The sequence below is a fragment of the Martelella limonii genome, from assembly GCF_013344475.1.
GTDB lineage: Bacteria > Pseudomonadota > Alphaproteobacteria > Rhizobiales > Rhizobiaceae > Martelella > Martelella limonii.
In genome coordinates this window covers 645,761-669,010 of record NZ_JABUOU010000001.1, presented here as the reverse complement: position 1 = coordinate 669,010, position 23,250 = coordinate 645,761, and the positions used below count along the sequence as shown (strand labels likewise).

The following is a 23,250-nucleotide window of genomic DNA, read 5'->3' as shown; positions in this document are numbered from 1 at the left end:
CAACGGCGAAAAACATGAGGAACCATGCCACCTTTTACCAAGTCAGTGCGGACTAACGAAAACAAGTGGTCAGAAATACTGGATCGACACCCTGAAGAGCTGTTCGACGTGCCGCACTGCAGAAGCCGCCGCAAACAGGATCACGCGGTCATGGGCCTTGATCTTGAGATCCCCGTGTGGGCGGATGACCTCCTGGCCGCGATAGATGGCACCGATGCGGATGCCATCGGGCAGATCCAGATCGCGGAATGGCGTGCCAACCAGCGGAGACGTTGCGAGCGCTTCCGCCTCGATCACTTCCGCAGCCCCCTTCTGCACCGCATAGACGGAGCGGATCCGGCCCTTGCGCACATGCTGAAGCACGCGCGAGATCGTCACCGCACGCGGATTGATATAGGCGTCGATGCCGAGCGACTTTGTGACGTCGTGGAATGACGGGTTGTTGAGCAGCGCGAGGTTCGACTTGCAGCCAAGCTGCTTTGCGATCACCGAGGCGAGGATATTGGTCTGGTCGTTGTTCGTCAGCGCGACCATCAGGTGCGCATCCGGTACATCGGCCTGCATCATGATGTTCTGGTCGAGCGCCGAACCCTGGATCACGATGCCGTGGTGGAGCGCATCGGAAACGGCGATCGCCTTGTCCCGGTCCTGCTCGATCATCTTGATCCGGGTCTTCGGCTGCAGATCTTCGATCGACTTGGCAACGAAGAAGCCGATATTGCCGCCGCCGGCGATCACGATCCGCCGCGCTTCCTGCTCCTCGTGGCCGAACAGTGCGAGCGTGCGCCGGATATGCTCGTGCTCGCAAACCACATAGACGAGATCACCCGCCAGGATCTGGTCGGTCGAATGGGGGATGATCACCTCTTCATCGCGGTAGATGCCGGTGACGGTTGCATTGAGATCGGGAAACAACTGGCTGAGCTGAACGAGCGGCGTGTTCAGCACCGGGCAATCATCATTGCACTCGACGGCGAGCATCGCGATCTTCTCGTCGGCAAAGCGGACGATGTCCGTGGCGCCGGGGAAGGAAATGCGCCTGAGCACCATCTTGCCGACTTCCACTTCCGGCGAGATCGTCACGTCGATCGGCATGTGATCGCGGGAGAACAGGTCGGAATAATGGGCATGCAGGTAGCTCTGGGAGCGGATGCGGGCGATCTTGGTCGGCACGTTGAACAGCGAATGCGCCACCTGGCACGCGACCATGTTGATCTCGTCGTGCAGCGTGACCGCGATGATCATGTCGGCCTGGTCGGCGCCGGCCTTGGCGAGCATGTCGGGATGGGCGCCGTGGCCGACATAGCCGCGCACATCCAGCATCTCGGTGATCGCGGTGATCAGCGAGGCCGAAGTGTCGATCACGGAGACGTCGTTATATTCCTGGGAAAGCCGTTCGGCGATGCCGAAGCCGACCTGGCCCGCCCCGCAGATGATGATTTTCATAAGAACCCCTCTGGGGCTTGGTATGTTCAGGTGAGCGCAATCTGCCCGGTTTCAGCTCAAATGCCAAGCGACTTCAGCTTGCGGTGGAGCGCGGAGCGTTCCATGCCGACAAATTCCGCGGTCCGCGAAATATTGCCCCCGAAGCGGTTGATCTGCGCCATCAGATAGTCCCGCTCGAAGCGCTCGCGCGCCTCACGCAGCGGCAGCGTCATGATATGGGCATCGCCCGATGTCTGGATTTGCGGCAGAACGTCGGAAAGGTCTGCCGGCAAGAGCTCGGCCGAAATCGGCATGGAGGAATCCTCCTCCCTGGACAGAATCAGCAAGCGCTCCAGATTGTTGCGAAGCTGACGGATATTGCCCGGCCAGTCATGCGCCTGCAGGATCGCCATCGCGTCATCGCCGATCGAGCGCTGGCGCAGGCCCGCCTGATCACACAGCTGGCGCATCACGAAATCGACCAGAAACGGAATATCCTCGCGCCGTTCCGAAAGCGAAGGAATGCGCACCGGCACCACGGCGAGACGATGGAACAGATCCTGCCGGAACTGGCCCTCATCGATCCTTTCCTTCAGATCAAGCGCCGTAGACGACAGAATGCGCACATCCACCGACACCCTGCGGCTGCCGCCGACACGTTCGAACTGCTGATCAACGAGCACGCGCAGGATTTTCTTCTGGGTCTCGAGCGGCATTTCGCCGATCTCGTCGAGATAGAGCGTGCCGCGATGGGCGCGTTCGAGAGCGCCGGTCTTGCGGCTGCGCCCGCCGCCCGCTTCGACGCCGAAGAGCTCTATTTCCATGTTTTCAGGCGTGATCGCTGCCGCATTGAGCGCCACGAACGGCCCCTCGGCGCGCTGGCTCTTCTTGTGCATCAGCCGGGCAACGACCTCCTTGCCGGTGCCCGACGCACCGAAGATCATCACCCGGGAATTGGTCGGACCGACCTTGTCGACCGTCTGCCGGAGCTGAGAGACCAGAAGCGAAGAACCGACCAGCTCCTCCGGGTCGCCGCTCTTGCGCTTGAGCTCCTGCACCTCGATCTTCAGCCGCGAGTTTTCCAGCGCGCGCTCGGCAATCAGAACCAGCCTGTCGGCCTTGAACGGCTTCTCGATGAAATCGAACGCGCCGCGCTTGATCGAGGAAACGGCGGTTTCGATATTTCCGTGACCGGAGATCATCACCACCGGAAGCTCGGGATAGCGCGATTTGATCTCTTCCAGCAGCGCCAGCCCGTCGAGGCGGCTTCCCTGCATCCAGATATCGAGAAAGATCAGCCGCGGAACGCGGTCGGAAATTGCTGCGAGCGCGCTGTCGCTGTCATGGGCAACGCGGGTTTCATGGCCCTCATCGGAAAGGATGCCCGAAACGATATCGCGGATGTCAGCCTCGTCGTCGACGACAAGAATATCAGATGCCATCTTGTTTTTCCTTGTCTGTTTCCTGGCGTGCGGCCTCGCCGTCGTGAACATGCGGCAGCTCGACGCGGATCATCGCCCCTCGCCCATCGGCGAAATCAGGGGGCGCGTCATGCAGTTCCAGTTTCCCGCCATGCTCCTCGATGATCTTGCGCACGATCGCGAGGCCGAGCCCCGTGCCCTTTTCGCGCATGGTGATATAGGGCTCGAGGATCATGTGGCGGTTTTCAACCGGCAGGCCCTTGCCGTTATCGATGAAGTCCACGACATAGCGGTCGCGGGCCTCGTCATGGACAGCGCGCACCAATATCTTGCGCTCGCCGTTAAATTCACTTTGTGGAACGGCCTCAATGGCTTCCACAGCATTCTTTATCAAGTTTCCGAAGGCCTGACCCAGCATGCGGTCATCGAAAAGTCCGACCAGGGGCTCGTCTCCGAAGTCTCGGAGGAAGGTCACATCTGTGCGGCCCATTTCCAGTAGGAAGACGGCGTCCGCGAGGACCGTGCGCAGGTCCCCTTGCGTCTTGGCGGGCTTCGGCATCCGCGCGAAAGAAGAGAACTCGTCGACCATCCGGCCGATGTCGCCAACCTGACGCACAATTGTATCAGTACACTGGTCGAAGACCCTGCGATCCTCCTCATCCTCGATCTTTCGACCGAAGCGGCGCTTGATCCGTTCGGCAGAAAGCTGGATCGGCGTGAGCGGATTCTTGATCTCATGCGCGATCCGGCGCGCCACATCCGCCCAGGCGGTGGAACGCTGGGCGATGATGAGATCGGTAATGTCATCGAGCGTGATGACATAGGCGTTCGATCCGTCGCGCGAATCCTCGCGCGTGACCTGCACCGAAAGCGTGCGCTCCTTGCCGAGCCGGACAAGATTGATCTGCTGGCGGAAGTTCTGGCGGCTGCGGCGCATCGCCGCCGTCATCACCAGATCGATCTCCGGCGAGATATCCTCAAGCTTGCGCCCAAGCAGCTCGTCGTCGCGCGCGGCCAGAAGCTCGCCCGCCGACACGTTGACGATCGTGACGGTCCTGTCTTCATCGACACCGATCACGGCTGCAGTGACGCCGGACAGCACCGCCTCGATGAAGCGGCGACGGTCATCGACCTCGTCCTTCGCAACCAGAATTTCGCGCTGCTGCTCGCGGATTTCCGCAACCATCTTGTTGAAGGTACTGGAAAGCCGGCCGACGTCGCCATCGATAGAGCGCACAGGCACGGCAACCTTCATATCGCCCGAAGCCACCTGGTCGGCGGCCCCGATCAGCATCCGGATCGGCAGGACGATCCGGTCGGCAACGGCGATGCCCGTCCAGATCGCAGCGAGCAGGACGATCAGCGCAAAGCCGAGATAGAGAACCGCGAAGGCAACCTGGATCGAAACCCGTCCCTCTTCCATCGAACTGTATTCGTTGACATTGTCCTCGATCATCCGCATCGCGCTCATCACGGTCGGGTCGACCGCGCGGACGGCGTAGAGGAAGCTGTCGGGCACCGCCTCAAGCGCGATGATCGCGCCGACGAGATTGGTGTCGCCCGGCGGAATCAGCGTCGGCGTTCCGGCGGCAGCCTTTTCAAGCGCATCCGTCGGGATTTTCGGAAGCGGGGCCTGCTCGCCAAGATCGGCCTCGACAATGGTGCTCCCATCGGCGCGCACAAGCGCGGCGCCCAGAAGCCCGCGACCGCGTGCCTGTCGGGTCATCAGGTCGGCAAAGCCGCGGCGGTCGAGCAGGAAGAGCGAGCGGTTTCGCTCCAGGTCATTGCCCATCGACAGGGTCTGGCCCTGCAGATAACTCGCGTTCTCCATCATGTAGGCCTGCGCGACATTCAGCGAGGACTGAACGATCGACTGGGTGCGCAGAGAGAACCATCGGTCAAGCCCGGCATTGAGCGTCAGCGTCGCAAAGATCGCCACCACGATCGCAGGCGTCACCGCGACGATGGAGAACAGCGCAACGATTCGGATGTGCAACTGGGCTGCGGCACGTCCACGCCGGCGCGCCTTCAGGAGCTGCATGAGTTCGCGAGTGATCAGCACGATCATCGTCAGAACGAACAGCGAATTGGCGGCGACGAGCGCGACAACCACGCGTCCGGTCGGCTTGATCGGGGTCAGACCCAGGAGGATGAAAAGCGAGAGAAAGGCCGTTATCAGCGCGCCGCTGACGAGAAACATGCCGGGCGACGTCAGGATCGCACGCGCACCGCCGCGCCCGTAAGGCGCGTCGCTTTCAACCCCCTCCTGGCGAGCGGTGCCCGCCATGCTGCCCTCTGCCGTCATCATCGCCCTTTTTCAACAGGCGGCGCATCATTCCATGCACCGCCCAGGAGCGGGTAAACGCGGACGTTGCAGACGACTCGCGTTTTTCCCTTGTGAGGAGGATATGCAACAGATTGTGGCACAATTGCAACGGAAAGCTCTTTTGACAGGCCTTTCAGCCCCGCAAATCAGGAGCTGCGGGAGCTGCGATAGACCGAAACGCCAAGCTCCCTGATCTTCTTGCGCAGCGTGTTGCGGTTGAGGCCAAGCAGGTCGGCGGCGCGGATCTGGTTGCCGCGGGTCGCCGTGAGGGCTGCGAGAATCAGCGGATACTCGACCTCGTTCAACACCCGTTCGTAAAGACCTGATGGCGGCAGGCTCTCTCCGAAACCGGCGAAATAGGTGCGCATGTTCTCCTCTACCGCCTGGGCAATCGTCGGCATGCCGTTTCGCACCGTCGCACCTTCGGCCGGCGCCTCGGGCTGGTCGGACTGCAATTCCTGCTCGACGATTTCACGGGTGATCACCTCCTGCGGATAAAGCGCCATCAGCCGGCGCACGAGGTTCTCGAGCTCGCGCACATTGCCCGGCCAACCATAGGCCTTCATGGCATCGAGCGCGGACTGCTCGAAGCGCTTGCCGCCGAGCCCCTCGACCTCGCCTTCATTGACGAAATGGCGCACCAGATCGCCGATATCCTCGGCACGCTCGCGCAACGGCGGAAGCCGCAGCGGCACCACGTTGAGGCGGTAGTAGAGGTCCTCGCGGAACAGACCCTGATTGATCGACTGCTTCAGATCCTTGTTGGTGGCGGCCACGATGCGGACATCGGTGCGGATCGGCGTGCGGCCGCCGACCGTGGTGTACTCGCCCTGCTGGAGAACGCGCAAAAGCCTGGTCTGGGCATCCATCGGCATGTCGCCGATTTCATCGAGAAACAGCGTTCCGCCCTCGGCCTGCTCGAAACGGCCGGAAGAACGGGTCTGCGCGCCGGTGAAGGCGCCCTTTTCATGGCCGAAAAGCTCGGATTCGATCAGGTCGCGCGGGATGGCAGCCATGTTGATGGCCACGAAGGGTCCGTTCCGGCGCTTGCCATAGTCGTGGAGTGCGCGGGCGACGAGCTCCTTGCCGGTGCCGGATTCGCCGGTGATCATCAGCGTCAGGTCGGTCTGCATCAACCGGGCGAGAACACGGTAGATTTCCTGCATCGCCGCCGAGCGGCCGACCAGCGGCATGCCGTCCTGCATGTCATCGCCGAGCTTGGCAGGCTTGCGCTTCGGCTCCGAAAGGGCCCGGCCGACAATTGCGATCAGTTCGGTCAGGTCGAACGGCTTGGGCAGATAATCGTAGGCGCCCTTTTCCGACGCGCGAACCGCCGTCATGAAGGTGTTCTGCGCGCTCATGACGATGACCGGCAGCTCGGGGCGCGATTTCTTGATGCGCGGCAGGAGATCGAAGGCGTTTTCATCCGGCATGACCACGTCAGTCAGCACCAGATCGCCCTCGCCGGCCGACACCCAGCGCCAGAGCGTTGCCGCATTGGAGGTGATGCGCACCTCATAGCCGGCCCTGCTCAGGGCCTGGTTCAGCACTGTACGGATCGCCGCGTCGTCGTCGGCAACAAGGATCGTAGCTGTCATGTCAGGTATCCATGTTCGGGCTGGCCATTTCTGGCGGCAAAGGCAAAACGTCTTTCGAAACCGGCATGAGAATGCGGAACGTGGTGCGGCCGTTCATGTTCTCGCATTCGATGATGCCGCCATGCGCGCCGATGATCTTGGCAACAAGTGCCAGACCGAGACCGGTTCCGTTGGTCTTGGTGGTGATGAAGGGATCGAACAGATGCGGCATCAGGTCCGGGGGCACGCCCGGCCCATTGTCCTGCACGCAGAATTCGAGCGGCAGCGATATCTTCTCCCGGGTCCCCGCTATCGACATCCGGATGCCCGGCCGATAGGCGGACGTCAGGATGATTTCGCCATCTGGCTTGTCTCCCACCGCCTCACAGGCATTCTTCACGAGATTGAGGAACACCTGAACCATCTGGTCGCGATTGGCAAAGACCTGAGGCAATGATGGATCATACTCTTCCATGATCTTGATGTTGCGCGCAAATCCCGCCTTGGCGATCGCCTTCACATGATCGAGCACAGAGTGGATGTTGAGCGGAACGCGGTCGATCGGCCTCTCGTCGGAGAACACTTCCATGCGGTCCACGAGCGAAACGATCCTGTCCGATTCATCGCAGATCAGCCGTGTCAGCGCCCGATCGTCGTCGCTGGCATTGGTTTCCAGCAGCTGGGCCGCCCCGCGAATGCCGGAAAGCGGGTTCTTGATCTCATGGGCAAGCATCGAGGCAAGGCCGGTGACCGAGCGGGCGGCGGCGCGGTGCACCAGCTGCCGATCGATCTTGTCGGCCATGGAGCGAACCTGGAAGACGAGCACGACGGCACCCTCTTCGCCCACCGGCGCCACATAGATATCGACAAGCTTGTCCTGGCCGAGACGCGGCGAGGACAGGTCCACGCGGTATTCGTTGACCGCCCCGCGACGGGTGCGCACCTGACCGATCAGTGCCAGCAGCGGGCTGTCGAAGGGGATGAAATCGGACAGCGTCTTGCGCGAGAGCTGAGCCGCGCTCGCGCCAAAAAACACTTCAGCTTCCCAGTTCGAATAGGAAATGCGGCCATCCTGCTCGATCAGCACGACCGGGTTCTGGATGGCGTTCAGAACCTGTAGCGCGACGGCTTCCGCGCCGAGGCGCTGGCTGCCGTTGCCGATGACGGAACTCATGCCGCTTTCCTTTCAGGCGGTGCGTGTTCGAAAATGGCGGCGAGGCGGGCGGAAACGATCTCCGGATCATCCGCCGTCATGACCGCCGTGCGCGCCTCGGCATCCAGCCAGGGCGCGAGCCGATCGAGATACCAGCCAAGGTGCTTGCGCGCGTGGCGCACGCCGACCTTAGGGCCATAAAAGCGCAGCATCTCGGTATAGTGTTCCAGCACGATTGCCGTCCGGGCGGCAAAATCGGGCTCGTCGTGGCCGGCGAGATAACCCGCATGCCAAGGCCTGCCCTGGCAGGACCGCCCGACCATGACCGCGGTAATCCCTGGGCGCGAGAGCAGTTGAAGCGCATCCTCACGGCTCTCGATATCACCATTGGCGATGAAGGGCACGCTGACGACCTCGGCGACCCGCTCGATGGCGTCCCAGTCCGCCCTGCCCTTGTAGAACTGCATGCGGGTCCGGCCGTGGACGGTGATGGCCTGCACGCCTGCTTCCTCGGCGGAACGGGCGAGATATGGAGCATTGATGCTGTCATGGTCCCAGCCGAGCCGCATCTTGACGGTCACCGGAACCGTGACCGCGCGGACCGTCGCCTCGATGATTTCGAGCGCGCGCTCGGGCTCGCGCATGAGCGCTGAGCCGGTGTAACCGCCGACCACCTTCTTTGCAGGACAACCCATGTTGATGTCGACGATATCGGCGCCGTTTGCTTCCGCGATGCGGGCTGCTTCTGCCATGTAATGAGGGTCGCGCCCGGCAAGCTGGACCATATGCGGCTTGAGGCCGGCACCCTTCAACCGAACCCAGCTTTCAGCGGTATTGAAAGTCAGTTCACGACTTGCAATCATCTCGGTCACGACGAGGCCGGCGCCATGCCGCCAGGCAAGCGCACGGAAAGGCAGATCCGTGACACCTGACATCGGCGCCAGAATCACCCGGTTGCGGATCTCTATCGGGCCGATCCGGAATGAATCGGAGAGGTTGCGGTGAGGCAAATGGCTATCTTTCATGCAGCGCATCACGTTGCCCTATTTTTAGACAAGACGCCATTCCTTGCCAAGCGTTTTCACCTGCGCTTTATAAAATTTAGGCAAATGCTGGAAAATTGGGTCAATCCGTTTAAGTTCCGGCGAACGGGAATCAACAGGCGGGTTCTAGCCGAACATGACAACAGGTGAAAGCTTCAATCCGGCCGTTGTCGTGGTGGCGGCAGGGCGCGGCGAAAGGGCCGGCAGCCCCACGGAAGGACCGAAACAATACCGCCTGATCGGCGGCCTTCCGGTGATTACCCACACGCTGCGCACCTTCGCCGCATGGGGCGGCGCGAAAGCCGGCATTGTGGTGGTCATCCACCCGGATGACGAGGCGCTTTTCGCAGACGCCATCGCGCATCTTCACGCGCCCGGGGCCATCCGTTTCGTCCATGGCGCAACGACGCGCCAGGGCTCGGTGCTGCGCGGGCTTTCAGCCCTTGAGAAAGAGCGGCCGAGCCACGTGATGATCCACGATGCTGTCCGCCCCTTCTTCGACGCAGCCCTGCTGGATCGCGTTTCCGCGGCACTTCGCTCCGGCGAGGACGCCGTACTGCCCGCCGTCGCCGTTGCGGATACGCTCAAGAAGGCGGGCGCCGACCGGACCGTCGGCGCCACGGTATCCCGCGAAGGCCTTTATGCCGCCCAGACGCCCCAGGCCTTTCGTTATCCTGTCATCCTCGCGGCGCACCTTAAGGCTGAAGGAGAGGGTCGGAGCGACTTTACCGACGACGCGGGCATCGCCGAATGGGCTGGCCTTTCCGTGAAACTGGTGGATGGCCTCGCCGAAAATGTGAAACTGACCTATCGGAGAGACATCGCCATGGCTGACGAGAAGCTGGCACGCAACCTGATCGCTGATATCCGCACCGGCAATGGCTATGACGTCCATCAGCTTGTGCCGGGCGACGGCGTGACGCTCTGCGGGGTCAAGATCCCGCATGATATGGCGCTCTCCGGCCATTCTGATGCCGACGTTGCCTTCCACGCGCTGACAGACGCGCTTCTGGCGACCTGTGGGGCGGGCGATATCGGCGACCACTTCCCTCCCTCCGATCCGCAGTGGAGGGGCGCGGCCTCCCACATCTTCCTTGCCCATGCGGCGAAGATCGTGCGCGAAAAAGGGGGCGTCATCCTCAATGCCGATGTGAGCCTGATTGCGGAAGCGCCCAAGGTCGGGCCGCACCGCCTCGCCATGCGCCAGAACATTGCCGAATGCCTCGGCATCGATCTCGACCGCTGCTCGGTCAAGGCCACCACCAATGAAACCATCGGCTTTGTCGGCCGCCGCGAGGGGATCGCGGCGATTGCCACGGCCAGCGTGCACTACGGAAATATATGATGATCGACGCCGATATCGCCGAACGCGCCCGCATTTTGATCGAGCACTGCAAGGAAGCGGGCATGATGATCGCAACCGCTGAATCCTGCACCGGCGGCATGGTGGTTGCGGCATTGACCGATATTGCCGGCTCCTCCGCCGTCGTCGACCGCGGCTACATCACCTATTCGAACCAGGCCAAGGTCGAGATGCTCGGGGTGACGGCGCAGACACTTGAGACCTATGGCGCGGTGTCGCGCGAGACGGCACTGCAGATGTCTGCGGGCGCGCTGCTGCGCTCCGGCGCCGATCTTGCCATTGCAGTCACCGGCATTGCCGGTCCCACGGGTGGCACGCCGGAAAAGCCGATCGGCCTTGTCCATCTCGCCGCGCGCGACCGGCGCGGACGGCTTCACCATATCGAAAGCCGCTACGGCGATATCGGCCGGCAAGGCATTCGCCTTGCCACCGTCCAGACCGCGCTCGGCATGCTCGAAGGTCTGATTCAGGCGTAGATTTCGTCGGCGCGGGCCTCGAAGGCTTCCGAGAACTTGCGGAAGGCCCGTTCGAACATCGAACCCATCATTGCGCCCAGAATCCGGTTCTTGAACTCGTAGTTGATGTAGAACTGGATGGCGCAGGCGCCCTCGCCTTCCGGCTCGAACCGCCAGCGGTTGTCGAGGAAACGGAAGGGCCCGTCGACATAGCTGACATCGATCTTGCGTTCCGCCCTGTTCAGCAGAACCTGGGTCGTGAAGCTCTCGCGGATGCCCTTGTAGCCGACCGTCATGTCGGCGATCAGCAGCGTCTTGCCGTCCTTGTCGCGCGAAGACCGGACTGTCAGCGCTTCGCACAGCGGCAGAAATTCGGGGTAGCGCTCGACATCGGCAACCAGATCGAACATGCGATCGGCCGAATGAGCGACATGGCGGGTTGTTTTGAACTCTGGCATGCTTTTCAGCTAATGCGACGGAAGGCGGATGGCAAGTCTTTCGTTTCTTGATGCCGCAAGATTGGCGTACGCGGCTCGATAGAAGCGGCAATGCTTCTGCGCTTGTCCAACGTGAAAGCGCGATCGTTGACCGACCTTCTCCACCCTCCAGGATCACCCTCGGGCTTGTCCCGGGGGTACAGGCGGCGCTCTCCTTGTGACCCGGATACTCGGATGACGTCCGAGCATCGCGCATCAAGGCAGATGTCCGCACGGTGGATTTCGCAAACGCGAAACGCCTTGCCACTTGCAAATCCCGCCACATCCGGGATAATCCAACTCGTCGCGTTGGGAGAAGCCACAGTCTTGTGGTGCCGAAGGAGCAACCGCCCCGGAAACTCTCAGGCAAAAGGACCAGCGCGAGGTTCTGAACTCTGGAGACAAGGCCGAAGCGCAAGCGGAGGCTGGCCGAAGGGATAATAATCTCAGGCGCACGGGACAGAGGGGGCTCATTCGCTTCGGCGTTCTTTTGAACGTCAACCCTTGAGCCGGCGTTTTCCATGAAAGACGCAATCCGGAGGCATTGTCTTGGTCTCGCAAGAACCGTTGAAACAAACCCCGCTTCACGCACTCCATCTGGAGCTTGGCGCCCGCATGGTGCCGTTCGCCGGTTACGATATGCCGGTGCAATATCCGATGGGCGTTCTGAAAGAGCATCTCCATACCCGCGAAAAGGCCGGCCTTTTCGACGTCTCTCATATGGGACAGGTCTGGCTGACCCCGATCTCCGGCAATGTCGCCGATGCAGCACTTGCGCTGGAACGGCTGGTGCCGGTCGATCTCGCGGGCCTCAAGCCCGGTCGCCAGCGCTATGCCTTCTTCACCAATGACGAGGGTGGCATTCTCGATGACCTGATGGTGGCGAACCGCGGCGACCATCTGCTGGTGATCGTCAACGCCGCCTGCAAGGACGCCGATCTCGCCCATATGAAGGCCGAGCTTTCCGATCTCTGCAAGGTCGAGGACTTCTTCGAGGAAAAGGCGCTGCTCGCGCTGCAGGGACCGAAGGCCGAGGCCGTGCTCGCCACGCTCTGCGAGGCCGTGACCGAGATGAAATTCATGGATGTGCGCGCCTGCGACATGCTGGGCGTGACCTGCGTGATTTCCCGCTCCGGCTATTCCGGCGAGGACGGTTTCGAGATCTCGGTGCCGGCGGAAAAGGCGGACGAACTTGCCCGCGCGCTTCTCGCCCATGAAGACTGCGAGGCGATCGGCCTTGGCGCGCGCGATTCGCTGAGGCTTGAAGCCGGTCTCTGCCTTTACGGCAACGATATCGATGAGACCACGACGCCGGTGGAAGCAGCGCTCGTCTGGGGCATGCAGAAGGCCCGCAGGCCCGGCGGCGACCGCGAAGGCGGGTTTCCCGGCGCGGAAACGATCTTCACCCAGCTTGCAGATGGCGTTTCCCGCACCCGCGTCGGCCTGAAGGCCGAAGGCCGTGCACCGATCCGCCCGCCGGCGAAGCTCTATGCCGATGACGCCGGAGAAACCGAGATCGGCCACGTCACCTCCGGAAGCTTCGGCCCCACAACCGGCGGCCCGGTCGCCATGGGCTATGTCGCCGCCGATCGCGCCGAGCCCGGCACCAAAGTCTTCGCCGAAGTGCGCGGCAAATATCTGCCGGTCACCATCGCGGCCATGCCTTTCATAACCCCTACCTACAAGCGCTAACGAGCGGGAACAGCAAGATGACCATCAAATTTACCGAAGAACACGAGTGGCTGAAGATCGAGGGCGATGTTGCGACCGTCGGCATCACCCAGCACGCCGCCGACCAGCTCGGCGATCTCGTTTTCGTCGAACTCCCCGAAGTCGGCGCGAGTTTCGCCAAGAATGACGACGCCGCGACGGTCGAATCGGTCAAGGCCGCATCGGATGTGTTCTGCCCGCTCGATGGCGAGATCACCGAGGTGAACCAGGCGATCGTCGACAATCCCGAGCTCGTCAACTCCGCGCCGATGGGCGATGGCTGGTTCTTCAAACTGAAGCTTTCCAACCCGGAAGATGCAGACGCCCTGATGGACGAAGCGGCCTACAAGGAGTTCATCGCCTGATGACGACGCCTTCGGAATTCCAGTTCACCGACTACCAGCCCTACGACTTCGCCAATCGCCGCCATATCGGCCCCTCGCCCGCCGAGATGGCCGAAATGCTGAAGGTGATCGGCTATGACAGTCTCGACGCGCTGATTGACGCGACGGTGCCCACCGGCATCCGCCAGAAGGAGCCGCTTGCCTGGGGCCCCGCCATGACCGAGCGCGAAGCGCTCGACACGCTGCGCGAGACCGCCAACAAGAACAAGCCGCTCGCCTCCATGATCGGCCAGGGCTACAACGCCACCATCACGCCGCCGGTGATCCAGCGCAACATTCTGGAAAACCCGGCCTGGTACACCGCCTACACGCCCTATCAGCCGGAAATCTCGCAAGGGAGGCTGGAAGCGCTTTTGAACTTCCAGACGATGATGGCCGACCTCACCGGCCTCGACATCGCCAATGCCTCGCTGCTGGACGAGGCGACCGCCGCGGCCGAAGCCATGGCGATGGCGAACCGTGTCGCGAAATCCAAGGCCACCGCCTTCTTCGTGGATGAAAACTGCCACCCGCAGACGATCGCGCTGATCAAAACCCGCGCCGAACCGCTCGGCTGGGAGATCGTCGTCGGCAATCCCTTCGAAGACCTTACGCCCGACGCCGTGTTCGGCGCGATCTTCCAGTATCCCGGCACCTGCGGCCATGTCAGCGACTTCACCGGCGTGATCGCCGATCTCCATGCGGCAAACGCCATTGCCACCATCGCCGCGGATCCGCTGGCGCTCACGCTCTTGAAATCGCCGGGCGAGATGGATGCCGATATTGCGATCGGCTCGTCCCAGCGCTTCGGCGTGCCGCTCGGCTATGGCGGCCCGCACGCCGCCTATATGGCCGTCAAGGACGCCTACAAGCGCAACATGCCGGGCCGGCTTGTCGGCGTGTCGGTGGATAGCCGCGGCAACCGCGCCTATCGTCTGGCGCTCCAGACCCGCGAACAGCATATCCGCCGCGAAAAGGCGACGTCGAACATCTGCACCGCCCAGGTGCTGCTCGCCGTCATGGCCTCCATGTATGGCGTGTTCCACGGCCCGGACGGGCTGAAGGCAATTGCCCAGCAGGTCCACCGCAAGGGCGTGCTGCTGGCGAAGGGCCTCGAGGCGCTGGGCTTCACGGTCGAGCCGGAAACCTTCTTCGATACCGTCACGGTCGAGGTCGGCGCGTTCCAGAGCCTGATCATGAAGAACGCCGTCGAAAACGGCGTCAACCTCCGCAAGGTCGGCGACACCAGGATCGGCATTTCCGTCAACGAGCGCACGCGGCCCGCCCATGTGGAAGCGGTCTGGGATGCGTTTGGCGGCAAATTCTCGATTTCCGAGTTCGAGGCAGATTACCGCCTGCCGCAAAATCTATTGCGGACAAGCGCTTACATGACGCACCCGATCTTCCACATGAACCGCGCCGAAAGCGAGATGACCCGCTATATGCGCCGCCTCGCAGACCGGGATCTGGCGCTCGACCGCTCGATGATCCCGCTCGGCTCGTGCACGATGAAGCTCAACGCCACGGCCGAGATGCTGCCGATCACCTGGCCGGAATTCGCCGACATCCACCCGTTTGCGCCGGAAAGCCAGACGGCCGGCTACCGCGAGATGATCGCCGATCTGTCCGAAAAGCTCTGCCAGATCACCGGCTATGACGCCTTCTCGATGCAGCCGAATTCGGGCGCGCAGGGGGAATATGCGGGGCTTTTGACGATCCGCCGCTATCACCGCGCCAATGGCGAGGGCCACCGCAACATCTGCCTCATCCCGACCTCGGCGCATGGCACCAACCCGGCCTCCGCCCAGCTTGCGGGCATGAAGGTGGTGCCGGTGAAATCCCGCGACAACGGCGATATCGACATCGACGATTTCCGCGCAAAGGCCGAGCAGCATGCCGAAAACCTCGCGGCCTGCATGATCACCTACCCCTCGACCCATGGCGTGTTCGAAGAGACGGTGTCGGAAGTCTGCGAGATCACCCATCAGCATGGCGGCCAGGTCTATCTCGACGGGGCCAACATGAACGCGATGGTGGGCCTGTCGCGGCCGGGCGACATCGGCTCGGATGTCAGCCATCTGAACCTGCACAAGACCTTCTGCATTCCGCATGGCGGCGGCGGGCCGGGCATGGGGCCGATCGGCGTCAAGGCGCATCTCGCGCCGCATCTGCCCGGCAACCCGGCAACGGATGTCGAAGGCGGCGCGGTCTCGGCCGCCCCGTTCGGCTCGCCGTCGATCCTGCCGATCTCCTGGAGCTACTGCCTGATGATGGGCGGCGAAGGGCTGACGCAGGCAACCAAGGTGGCGATCCTCAACGCCAACTACATCGCCGCACGGCTGAAGGGTTCCTACGAAGTGCTCTACAAGTCCGACAAGGGCCGCGTCGCGCATGAATGCATCATCGACACGCGCCCCTTGAAGGACACGGCCGACGTCTCCGTCGACGATATCGCCAAGCGCCTGATCGACTGCGGCTTCCACGCTCCGACCATGAGCTTCCCCGTCCCCGGCACGCTGATGATCGAGCCGACGGAATCGGAAACGCGGGCCGAGCTGGATCGTTTCTGCGATGCGCTGATCGCGATCCGCGCCGAGATCACGGAGATCGAGGAAGGCCGCGCCGACCGCGCCGACAACCCGCTGAAGAACGCCCCGCACACGGTGGAAGACCTCGTCGGCGAGTGGACCCACCCCTACTCCCGCGAACAAGCCTGCTTCCCCCCCGGCGCCTTCCGCGTCGACAAATACTGGCCCCCGGTGAACCGGGTGGACAATGTCTATGGGGATCGGAATCTGGTGTGTGCGTGCCCGCCGATGAGTGAGTATTCGGAGGCTGCGGAGTAGAGGGCGGCCTGTTGGTCCCGACGGGGACGGGAGAGCGCAGCCTACACCCATCGGCAGATAACATGATACCGTGGCCGCGAGGTCGGCGAACCCAAACCGCCGACCTTTCTTCGTTTCCGTAACCATTCTCAACTCTCGGCGTCATCCTCGGGCTTGACCCGAGGATCCAATCACGTTTGACGCGAGCGGAGCTTGCGGCTGAGACGATGCTGCGAAGCAAGAACTATACACGCTTCTCGCTGGCAGAGGCGCTTCAGTTGTCGGCTCGAATGCAGACTGAAGCCGCAGCATCCATCAAAATGTCCACCGGTGTTTGGTTATATTGCCGAACCGATAGCTATATGGGCGCGATTTTTACTTTTCTTAAATTGAAATATAGCATAGCATTGATGAATTAACCGGATTGATTGTTATTTTCATCGTGAGAATATCGGTAGCAATATGAGAAATCAGTTTTTTCAGCATTTTGAACGAAGTGAAGACAAGATTAGATCAATATGGCAGAGTGCAGACTTCGCGTTTGATGCAAATTGTCTCCTCAATCTCTACAGATATTCTGAAAGCTCGTCATCTGAGTTTCTGTCTGTGATACGAGGACGCCGGCCGAAATTGTTTTTGCCCGAACAGGCGGCTTCAGAGTTCTTTAAGAACCGTCTCAATGAGATTTCCAATCAAGGGAAATCCTATGATAATTCCATTTCAACCATTGACCGTCTCATTGAAGATCTTCGTGGGAAAATGGGGCATCCTTTTCTTCCAGAATCGATTCACGATAAACTGGTTAGTGTTTTAGAAGAAGGCAAAGTTAGCTTAAAAATCGAACGCGACAACCATTTGAAGCGTCTCTCAAAAGACAGTATTCTTCTGGCTTTGGATGAAATCTTTGAGGATCGACTGGGCGAACCGCTCCCAGATGAAATTCTACAGGAAATACTCAGCACTGGGCAAACGAGAATGGAAGCTAAAGTCCCTCCTGGCTATGAGGATTTCCCCAAAATAAAAGAGCCCAAAACAGATTATGAGAAGCGCTCAAATTTCGGCGACTACATTTTGTGGAAACAACTTATTCAGCATTCATCTGAAGTTAAGCGTCCTCTGGTTTTCGTCACTGATGACAACAAAGAAGATTGGTGGCTTCGCGTTCATGGTAGAACAATCGGTCCAAGACCTGAGCTCATTGAAGAATTCAAAAGAGAATCTCAACAGGAAATACTTATATATAAATCAGATCAGTTCCTAAGGTATGCATTCAATGAGCTAAATGAGAATATAAGCCAAAATACCATAAGCGAGCTTGAGAAGACGGCAAAATATAAGATCGAAGATATTCACGATTCAAAATTTGATCCGTTTATTAAAAATTATAGAAAATTTTTAAAAAGCAGTAATTTTATAAATAATGATATAAAATTGCACGAAAAAATTAGAGATCTAAATTCTATTATGTCCGATCTAGAAGAAATGAGGGACAATATTGAAACAAGGTTGGATAAATACATCATTGAATCTCGTAATTCTAACGACATGGTGGAAAAACAAAAGCTGGAAGAATTTATCGACCAGCTAGCCTCCGAGTACATCGTTGTAGATGAACGTATAAGAATAATCAGATCAGATATAGATAAATATAATGATATTCAGAAAAAGATGAAATTTTAGAAAATTCACTTCAAAGAACAGCCGGAATACAGCAATCGTCAACGCTGTATGAATGTGGCCTCTATGCCTCCTTTGTTACAAGATGGCTTTCTTTTTGCCATTACTTATCTCTCGCCCAGGGTGCAACGGAGAGTGCTCACTGATCAGGTTCTGAGGGTAGCTTGTCTACCGCCCACTTAACGTGCGCTATGAGGCCTTAGGCGCAGCTTTCGAGTAAATAGATCGATCTCAATCACGGCACCAGAAACTCAAACGCCTCCGCCTCCTCCATCAACCCCGAAACATCCCCGCCCGGAATATCCGGATCGCCGAGCCCCAGCCGCTTCGCCGGCGCGCCCTCGGACAAGTCGAAATCCGCGAGTTCGACCCAGAACACCGAGGGGTTGATAACGGAGTCGAAATAGTAGCGGCGGTGGTCGTGTTCGGCGACGGTGCGCCAGAGGGTGGAGGCGATATTGGGCTTTTCGGGGTCCGACATGCCGAGCGGCGAGGAGATGGCGCGCACCTGCGAGAACACCGAGGCGAGCGCTGCACGCCTGTCCTTCTGCGGGGTCGCGGATTTGAGGTTGTAGCTCGCGCGCGCAAACCGGTCGGCGGCCTTCACCGTGCCGGGGAGAAAGCTCCTGCCGCCGACCAGATCCCAATAGGCGTTGATCGCAAGCTGCTGGTCGAAGGTCGGCGAATTGGTCATCACCCGGTAGTCGCGGCTGTGGTGGATATGGAGCGCGCCATCGACGAATTCGAAGATCGCGCTGTCGCCGGAGGGGTCGGAGAGCGCCAGATGCACGTTGGCGGGCGCGCCGTTTGGCGCGTCACCCGTGACGATGGTGAGCGGGTCGCCCTCCATTGCGGCGACCGCCTCGGCGACGGTCGCGAAATTGTCGAGCATGTATTGGAGCCATGCGCCGACGGAAATCAGCGGCTTGTCGCGCGCCTGCGGGTCGCCATAGGTCGATTCCACCAGATAGAGCATGTTGCCGGCAAGGCCCGCCTCGTTCAGGCCGTCCGAGGTCGCGAGATTGTAGATCGCGACGATCACCGAGCCGTATTTCGACGTCCATTCGGCAGAGCCCGCGCCGACCCCGCCATTGCGGGAAAAGCCGCGCGGAAACACCCAGAGATCGGACTGCATGGTGAGATCCTGCCAGTCCATCGAGCGCCCTGTGAGATAGGTCCCGGTTCCGGTTTCATAGAAGATGCGCGTGCACATGGGATTTCCTCCGCCTGACCCTGTTATCGTTGGCTGAGGCTAGCGCCATCGGCGCTTTCCGACAACGGAAATTCGACGATGCAAAACCGACGGCGCTCTAGAACCGGCTCCTGCCCGCCACGAAGCGCGCCAGCATCGGCCCGAGCGCCATCACGAAGAAGAACCGCGCAATCTGCATCGCCATCACGAAGGCGACATCGACATTGGTGGAGGCGGAAATGATGGCGACTGCATCCGCGCCTCCGGGGCTGGTGGCGAGATAGGCGGTCAGCGGATCGATATCGGCAAGCCAGACCAGAAGGCCAGCAAAACAGGCGCAGACCGCAACAAGCGCGAAGATCGAGGCAAGGACGCGCGGCAGCGCGCGCCGCGCATGAAGAAGGACGTCGCGATCAAACCGCGACCCGATGCCCCAGCCGACCAGAGCATAGCTTGCGGCCAGAAGCGCGCGCGGCAGCTCGATCTCGATCAGGCCCGCGACATTGAGCGCCGAGCCCAGCACCACGGGTACGATCATCGGTCCTGCGGGCAGCTTCAGCCGGCGGCCGATCAGAACGCCGGAGACCACCATCAGCAGCGTCTGCCCAAGCGGCCACCAGCGCGGTTCCGTCAGCCAGAGCGCCGCTTCGGACTGGCCTCCGCCGCCGGTCCAGACCCGTGCGATGGTGGCGGCCACCAGCGTCACGATCACCACGCGGGTATATTGCATGAAGGCAACGAGCCGCATATCCGCGCCGTAGGCGCCGGACATCAGCGTCATCACCGTGGCGGCTCCCGGAAACGCGCCCCAGATCGCGGTGGTACCGGGCAGCACCTGATAGCGCGCCAGAAGCCAGCCTATGACGAGGCTGACGAACACCACAGAGAGCACGCCGCCTGCAAACAGCATCCAGTCATTGCCGACCTCTTCCAGCACCGGCGCCGTCATCGTGCTTGCCACCAGCGTGCCGATCACCCCTTGCGCGAGGTTGAAGGGAAGCTTCGGCATCACGATCTTGCGGCCGGCTCCGGAAAACAGGATCGCCGCCAGCATCGGCCCGAGCAGCAGCGAGGCCGGCAGTTCCAGAAGCTGGAGCAGCGCGCCGATGGCGATGGAGACGGCAAGAAGCGGCAGCCAGATGCGCAAAAGCCCCGCGCTTCTGGTGGCGGGGCCAGCCGGCCTTTCCGGTGCTTCGGGGGCAGTCATGCGGCGGTCAACTCCGGACGAGGGGCGCGGCAGGCCCGGGCGGAAATGCACTGGAGCCGCGGCGATGACGGGATGCAAGGGCCAGAGCGGCCCGATCCCCTCCTATACGCGCCGCGCGCCTTTCAATGCAATCGCCTGCGTGTCAGCGCGGGCAGTTCTGGCGGCGCATGGCGATGTCGATCGCGTTCAGCCGCCCCTTGGAATAGGCAATCGTCGTTTCCTGGTTCTTCAGATTGGCATCGGACATGCTGCCGAGGTTTGCGCCGAAAGCGCGGACATCGCCCACGATCTCGCTATCCTGCTGCTGGGACAGATCCTTGAGCTTGGCATTCTCGACCTCGTACTGGCCGAGAAGGTCGGCACAGCTTGAGCCTGCAAATTCTGCCGGCGACATCGGCATGGCGCCGATCTCTTCCGAGCGCTGGGTGCAGGAGGCAAGGGTTGCGGCGAAGACGGCAATGGCAATGGCGGAGCGCATGGGCGAAACCTTCAAAGGGATTTGGAAGAAAATAGCACTTCCTCAACGCCCCGTCGCGCCTCGGGTTCCCTCATCCCCGCGCGATTCATCCGCTTCTTCATCGGGAAAGCGGGCAAGCGAGCGGCCATGGGTGAGTTCGCGGACGAGATCGGCAAGCGCGCGGGCCTCGGCCTCTGGCACGCGGAGGCGGAAGTCGGCACCCTCGGCGGTAAAATCCCGTGCGTCGATCAGCAGACCGTCAAAGGCGGCGAGACGGGCTTCCACCAGCGCAAGATCGGAAAAGCCGACCGGCAGTTCAACGCTGGTCATGGCGACGACCGGCTGTTTTTCGGCCATACGCAGGCACTCGGCAGCACTTCCCCCATATGCGCGCGCAAGGCCGCCGGTGCCGAGTTTCACGCCGCCGAACCAGCGGGTCACGAGCACCGCCACGCGATCGATGTCCTGCCCCTCGATCGCCTGAAGGATCGGCTTGCCCGCCGTGCCGCCCGGCTCGCCGTCGTCGGAAAAGCGGTAATCGGCGCCGATCCGCCAGGCCCAGCAATTATGGGTGGCGTCGGCGAAGGAATTTTCGGCGATGAAGCGCCGCGCCTCCGCCTCGTCGTGCACCGGCGCGGCGATGGTGGCGAAGCGGCTTTTCCTGATTTCCCGCTCGGATGTCGCGGGGCCCGTCAGCGTGTACATGGCATTCCCTTCCGCGCCTTTCAAAGGACACGGGATCGGGAAAGTCAAGCAGCGCTGCGGCCAAGCCTGTTGGCGGCAAGGGTCGCCACAAAACCGGTGAGACCGGTTGCAAACGCCCCCCAAGCCATGTCCACGGCGACCACCGTCCACGACCAGCCGGAAAGGGTTGCCATGTTGGTGAGGTCATAGGTGCCGTAGGCCATCAGGCCGAACAGCGCGCCGTTGGCGAGCCCCTTGAGCGATGAACGCGCCTTCACCCCCGGCATGACGGCAAAATAGAAGATGCCGATCATGTACATGAGGTAGAAACTTAAACCGGCGTTCCAGTTCGGGCTCTCCAGCAGAAGCGGGCCGATTTCCGACTGGTAGAAGTCGAAGGCGACCGTGCCGAGCCAGATGAAATCCAGCGCGGAAAAGCAGAGAACCGTTGCGATGACGGCGACCAGAAAGCGGTTCATGACGTTCCTCATATGCCCAGCAGCGGCTGTACCATCCGCATCAGCCGGCTTTGAAATCTCAGCGGCGCATCGGTGACCACGAGACAGATGCACTCGCCATCGCCGGTCACGACCGGACTGTGGAGCGTCTCGTCGTCCTCCTCCTCCAGATCGCCTGCGGCAAAGAGCTGGCCCTCGGAGATGTAGCTGCCCTTCAGCACCAGCGTGAGCTCGCGCCCGCCATGGCTGTGTTCGGGCAGCGGCTGGCCGGGGCCGACCCGCAGCAGGCGGGCCTGCACGGCCCCGCCATCGGGCTGCAGGATCGCCTGGTGGGCATTCAGGCCAAGCCTGCGCCACTGGACGCTTTCAAGCGAGCCGCCGATATAGCTTCGTAGCGGCTCCGGCACGAGCAACGCGGTCTCGGCCACCGGCTCCGGCCTCGGCGGCTGCTGCGGCTCGGCGTGCGCATCGTTGAGTCGCGCGAGCAGGGCGTTCCATGAGTGATCTTCGGAGATCGCCGCAGGTTCGGGCGCGAGTTCTTCCAGCATGGTCGCGCCGGCGGCTTCCATCAGGCGAAGCTGCTGGCGGCAATGCGGGCAGAGCGCCAGATGGGTGGCGACGGCCAGCGACCAGCCCTCCTCCAGTGTTCCGGCGGCATATTCAAGCAGAAGCGGCTCGCTGATATGGTGATGGATTGTGCTTGTCTTCATTTTTCTTCTCCAAGCGCGGCTCTCAGCCTGGAAAACGCTGCTCTGATACGGGATTTGACGGTGCCAAGCGGAAGGCCGAGACGATCGGCGATCAGGCTGTGCGATACATCCTCGAAAAACGAAAGGCGCAGGAGCTCGGCCTGTTCTTCGGGAAGGGTGGACAGGGCGTCGCGCATGCGTTTGGCGGACTGTTCCTGCTCGAAGCTTTCATCGGGCGCCGCCGGTGCGTCCGGCACGAAGGCGGGGTCTTCCGCATCGAATTCCGGGCGCCGCGCCTTTCTGATGCTGTCGACCCGCACATTCCGGGCGACTGTAAAGATCCATGCCGAGGCATTGCCGCGCTGCGGGTCGAACAGTTCGGCCTTGCGCCAGACCATCATCATGGTCTCCTGCATCAACTCTTCTGCAAGCGCTGCATCGCTTGCGCGCTTCATCATGTAAGAGCGGATTCGCGGACCGAAATGGCGGAACAGGCGCTCGTAGGCAGCCCTGTCGCGCGTTCGGCCGACGCGGCTCAGACACAATGTCATTTCCTCTACCGAAAGATCGGTCAATCCCCTACCCTTCCTGGCGCGCATGCCGCCACGCAAATAAGCGCCTGCGGCGCTTGTTCGGGCGGCCGCGGCTAGCGGATCGGAGACCGGTATGGTGTGAATGCTATCAAACATACCGCACACTACGACGCGACACTCCGCCCGGATTGCAGGT

General features: G+C 61.2%; 20 protein-coding genes and 1 riboswitch. Of the genes, 6 read left to right on the top strand and 14 right to left on the bottom strand.

What is annotated here, in order from left to right; all coding sequences use genetic code 11:
• Positions 1–69: 69 nt before the first annotated feature.
• From trkA to dusB, 6 genes are all read right to left on the bottom strand, one after another.
• Entirely contained in the window at positions 70–1,446 is a 1,377-nt protein-coding gene (trkA, locus tag HPQ62_RS03140) for a Trk system potassium transporter TrkA (protein WP_174801029.1), read from the bottom strand.
• A gap of 56 nt (positions 1,447–1,502) precedes the next feature.
• Positions 1,503–2,867, bottom strand: a complete 1,365-nt coding sequence (gene ntrX, locus HPQ62_RS03135) for a nitrogen assimilation response regulator NtrX (protein WP_174801028.1) — start codon at positions 2,865–2,867, stop codon at positions 1,503–1,505.
• Positions 2,857–5,133, bottom strand: coding sequence for a sensor histidine kinase NtrY-like (locus tag HPQ62_RS03130; protein ID WP_244629533.1), 2,277 nt, complete (start codon positions 5,131–5,133; stop codon positions 2,857–2,859). Before HPQ62_RS03130 ends, ntrX begins: the two co-directional genes overlap by 11 nt.
• Positions 5,134–5,318: 185 nt before the next feature.
• Complete coding sequence (ntrC, locus tag HPQ62_RS03125) at positions 5,319–6,770, bottom strand: nitrogen regulation protein NR(I) (RefSeq protein ID WP_174801026.1); 1,452 nt, start codon at positions 6,768–6,770, stop codon at positions 5,319–5,321.
• Between the two features lies 1 nt (position 6,771).
• Complete coding sequence (locus HPQ62_RS03120) at positions 6,772–7,923, bottom strand: two-component system sensor histidine kinase NtrB (protein WP_174801025.1); 1,152 nt, start codon at positions 7,921–7,923, stop codon at positions 6,772–6,774.
• On the bottom strand, positions 7,920–8,936 hold the full coding sequence (gene dusB / locus HPQ62_RS03115) for a tRNA dihydrouridine synthase DusB (protein ID WP_174801024.1): 1,017 nt from the start codon (positions 8,934–8,936) through the stop codon (positions 7,920–7,922). The genes HPQ62_RS03120 and dusB overlap by 4 nt, the downstream gene beginning before the upstream one ends.
• A gap of 145 nt (positions 8,937–9,081) precedes the next feature.
• Between dusB and HPQ62_RS03110 the strand changes: the two genes are divergently transcribed.
• Positions 9,082–10,290: a bifunctional 2-C-methyl-D-erythritol 4-phosphate cytidylyltransferase/2-C-methyl-D-erythritol 2,4-cyclodiphosphate synthase gene (locus tag HPQ62_RS03110; protein ID WP_174801023.1), complete on the top strand. Its 1,209-nt coding sequence runs from the start codon at positions 9,082–9,084 to the stop codon at positions 10,288–10,290.
• Positions 10,290–10,784 carry a CinA family protein gene (locus HPQ62_RS03105; protein ID WP_174801022.1) on the top strand — a complete coding sequence of 165 codons (495 nt, stop codon included), beginning with the start codon at positions 10,290–10,292 and terminating at the stop codon, positions 10,782–10,784. Before HPQ62_RS03110 ends, HPQ62_RS03105 begins: the two co-directional genes overlap by 1 nt.
• Here HPQ62_RS03105 and HPQ62_RS03100 read toward each other — a convergent pair.
• Positions 10,775–11,221: a type II toxin-antitoxin system RatA family toxin gene (locus HPQ62_RS03100; RefSeq protein ID WP_174801021.1), complete on the bottom strand. Its 447-nt coding sequence runs from the start codon at positions 11,219–11,221 to the stop codon at positions 10,775–10,777. The genes HPQ62_RS03105 and HPQ62_RS03100 overlap by 10 nt on opposite strands.
• Before the next feature lie 318 nt (positions 11,222–11,539).
• A riboswitch (glycine riboswitch) is annotated at positions 11,540–11,627 on the top strand.
• Between the two features lie 161 nt (positions 11,628–11,788).
• Here HPQ62_RS03100 and gcvT point away from each other — a divergent pair.
• The 4 genes from gcvT to HPQ62_RS03080 all read left to right on the top strand — a co-directional run bounded on the left by gcvT (position 11,789) and on the right by HPQ62_RS03080 (position 17,837).
• A complete protein-coding gene (gene gcvT / locus HPQ62_RS03095) occupies positions 11,789–12,931 on the top strand; it encodes a glycine cleavage system aminomethyltransferase GcvT (RefSeq protein WP_174801020.1) in 1,143 nt (380 codons plus the stop codon).
• 17 nt (positions 12,932–12,948) lie between these two features.
• Positions 12,949–13,314 (top strand): glycine cleavage system protein GcvH, encoded by a 366-nt coding sequence (gene gcvH, locus HPQ62_RS03090; protein ID WP_174801019.1) that lies wholly within the window; start codon positions 12,949–12,951, stop codon positions 13,312–13,314.
• Complete coding sequence (gene gcvP / locus HPQ62_RS03085) at positions 13,314–16,178, top strand: aminomethyl-transferring glycine dehydrogenase (RefSeq protein ID WP_174801018.1); 2,865 nt, start codon at positions 13,314–13,316, stop codon at positions 16,176–16,178. Before gcvH ends, gcvP begins: the two co-directional genes overlap by 1 nt.
• Positions 16,179–16,619: 441 nt before the next feature.
• On the top strand, positions 16,620–17,837 hold the full coding sequence (locus HPQ62_RS03080) for a PIN-like domain-containing protein (protein ID WP_174801017.1): 1,218 nt from the start codon (positions 16,620–16,622) through the stop codon (positions 17,835–17,837).
• A gap of 232 nt (positions 17,838–18,069) precedes the next feature.
• Here the strand turns inward: HPQ62_RS03080 and HPQ62_RS03075 are convergent, their stop codons facing one another.
• From HPQ62_RS03075 to HPQ62_RS03045, 7 genes are all read right to left on the bottom strand, one after another.
• On the bottom strand, positions 18,070–19,047 hold the full coding sequence (locus tag HPQ62_RS03075) for a linear amide C-N hydrolase (protein ID WP_174801016.1): 978 nt from the start codon (positions 19,045–19,047) through the stop codon (positions 18,070–18,072).
• 97 nt (positions 19,048–19,144) lie between these two features.
• Positions 19,145–20,233, bottom strand: coding sequence for an AbrB family transcriptional regulator (locus tag HPQ62_RS03070; protein ID WP_174801015.1), 1,089 nt, complete (start codon positions 20,231–20,233; stop codon positions 19,145–19,147).
• Between the two features lie 142 nt (positions 20,234–20,375).
• On the bottom strand, positions 20,376–20,711 hold the full coding sequence (locus HPQ62_RS03065; protein ID WP_174801014.1) for a hypothetical protein: 336 nt from the start codon (positions 20,709–20,711) through the stop codon (positions 20,376–20,378).
• Between the two features lie 42 nt (positions 20,712–20,753).
• Positions 20,754–21,395, bottom strand: coding sequence for an IMPACT family protein (locus HPQ62_RS03060; RefSeq protein WP_174801013.1), 642 nt, complete (start codon positions 21,393–21,395; stop codon positions 20,754–20,756).
• 44 nt (positions 21,396–21,439) lie between these two features.
• On the bottom strand, positions 21,440–21,853 hold the full coding sequence (locus HPQ62_RS03055) for a DUF2177 family protein (RefSeq protein WP_174801012.1): 414 nt from the start codon (positions 21,851–21,853) through the stop codon (positions 21,440–21,442).
• An 8-nt stretch (positions 21,854–21,861) separates the two neighbouring features.
• The gene (locus HPQ62_RS03050) at positions 21,862–22,542 is read right to left on the bottom strand and encodes a ChrR family anti-sigma-E factor (RefSeq protein ID WP_174801011.1); all 681 of its coding nucleotides are present in this window, start codon (positions 22,540–22,542) and stop codon (positions 21,862–21,864) included.
• Entirely contained in the window at positions 22,539–23,096 is a 558-nt protein-coding gene (locus HPQ62_RS03045; protein ID WP_244629532.1) for a sigma-70 family RNA polymerase sigma factor, read from the bottom strand. The genes HPQ62_RS03050 and HPQ62_RS03045 overlap by 4 nt, the downstream gene beginning before the upstream one ends.
• Positions 23,097–23,250 lie beyond the last annotated feature (154 nt).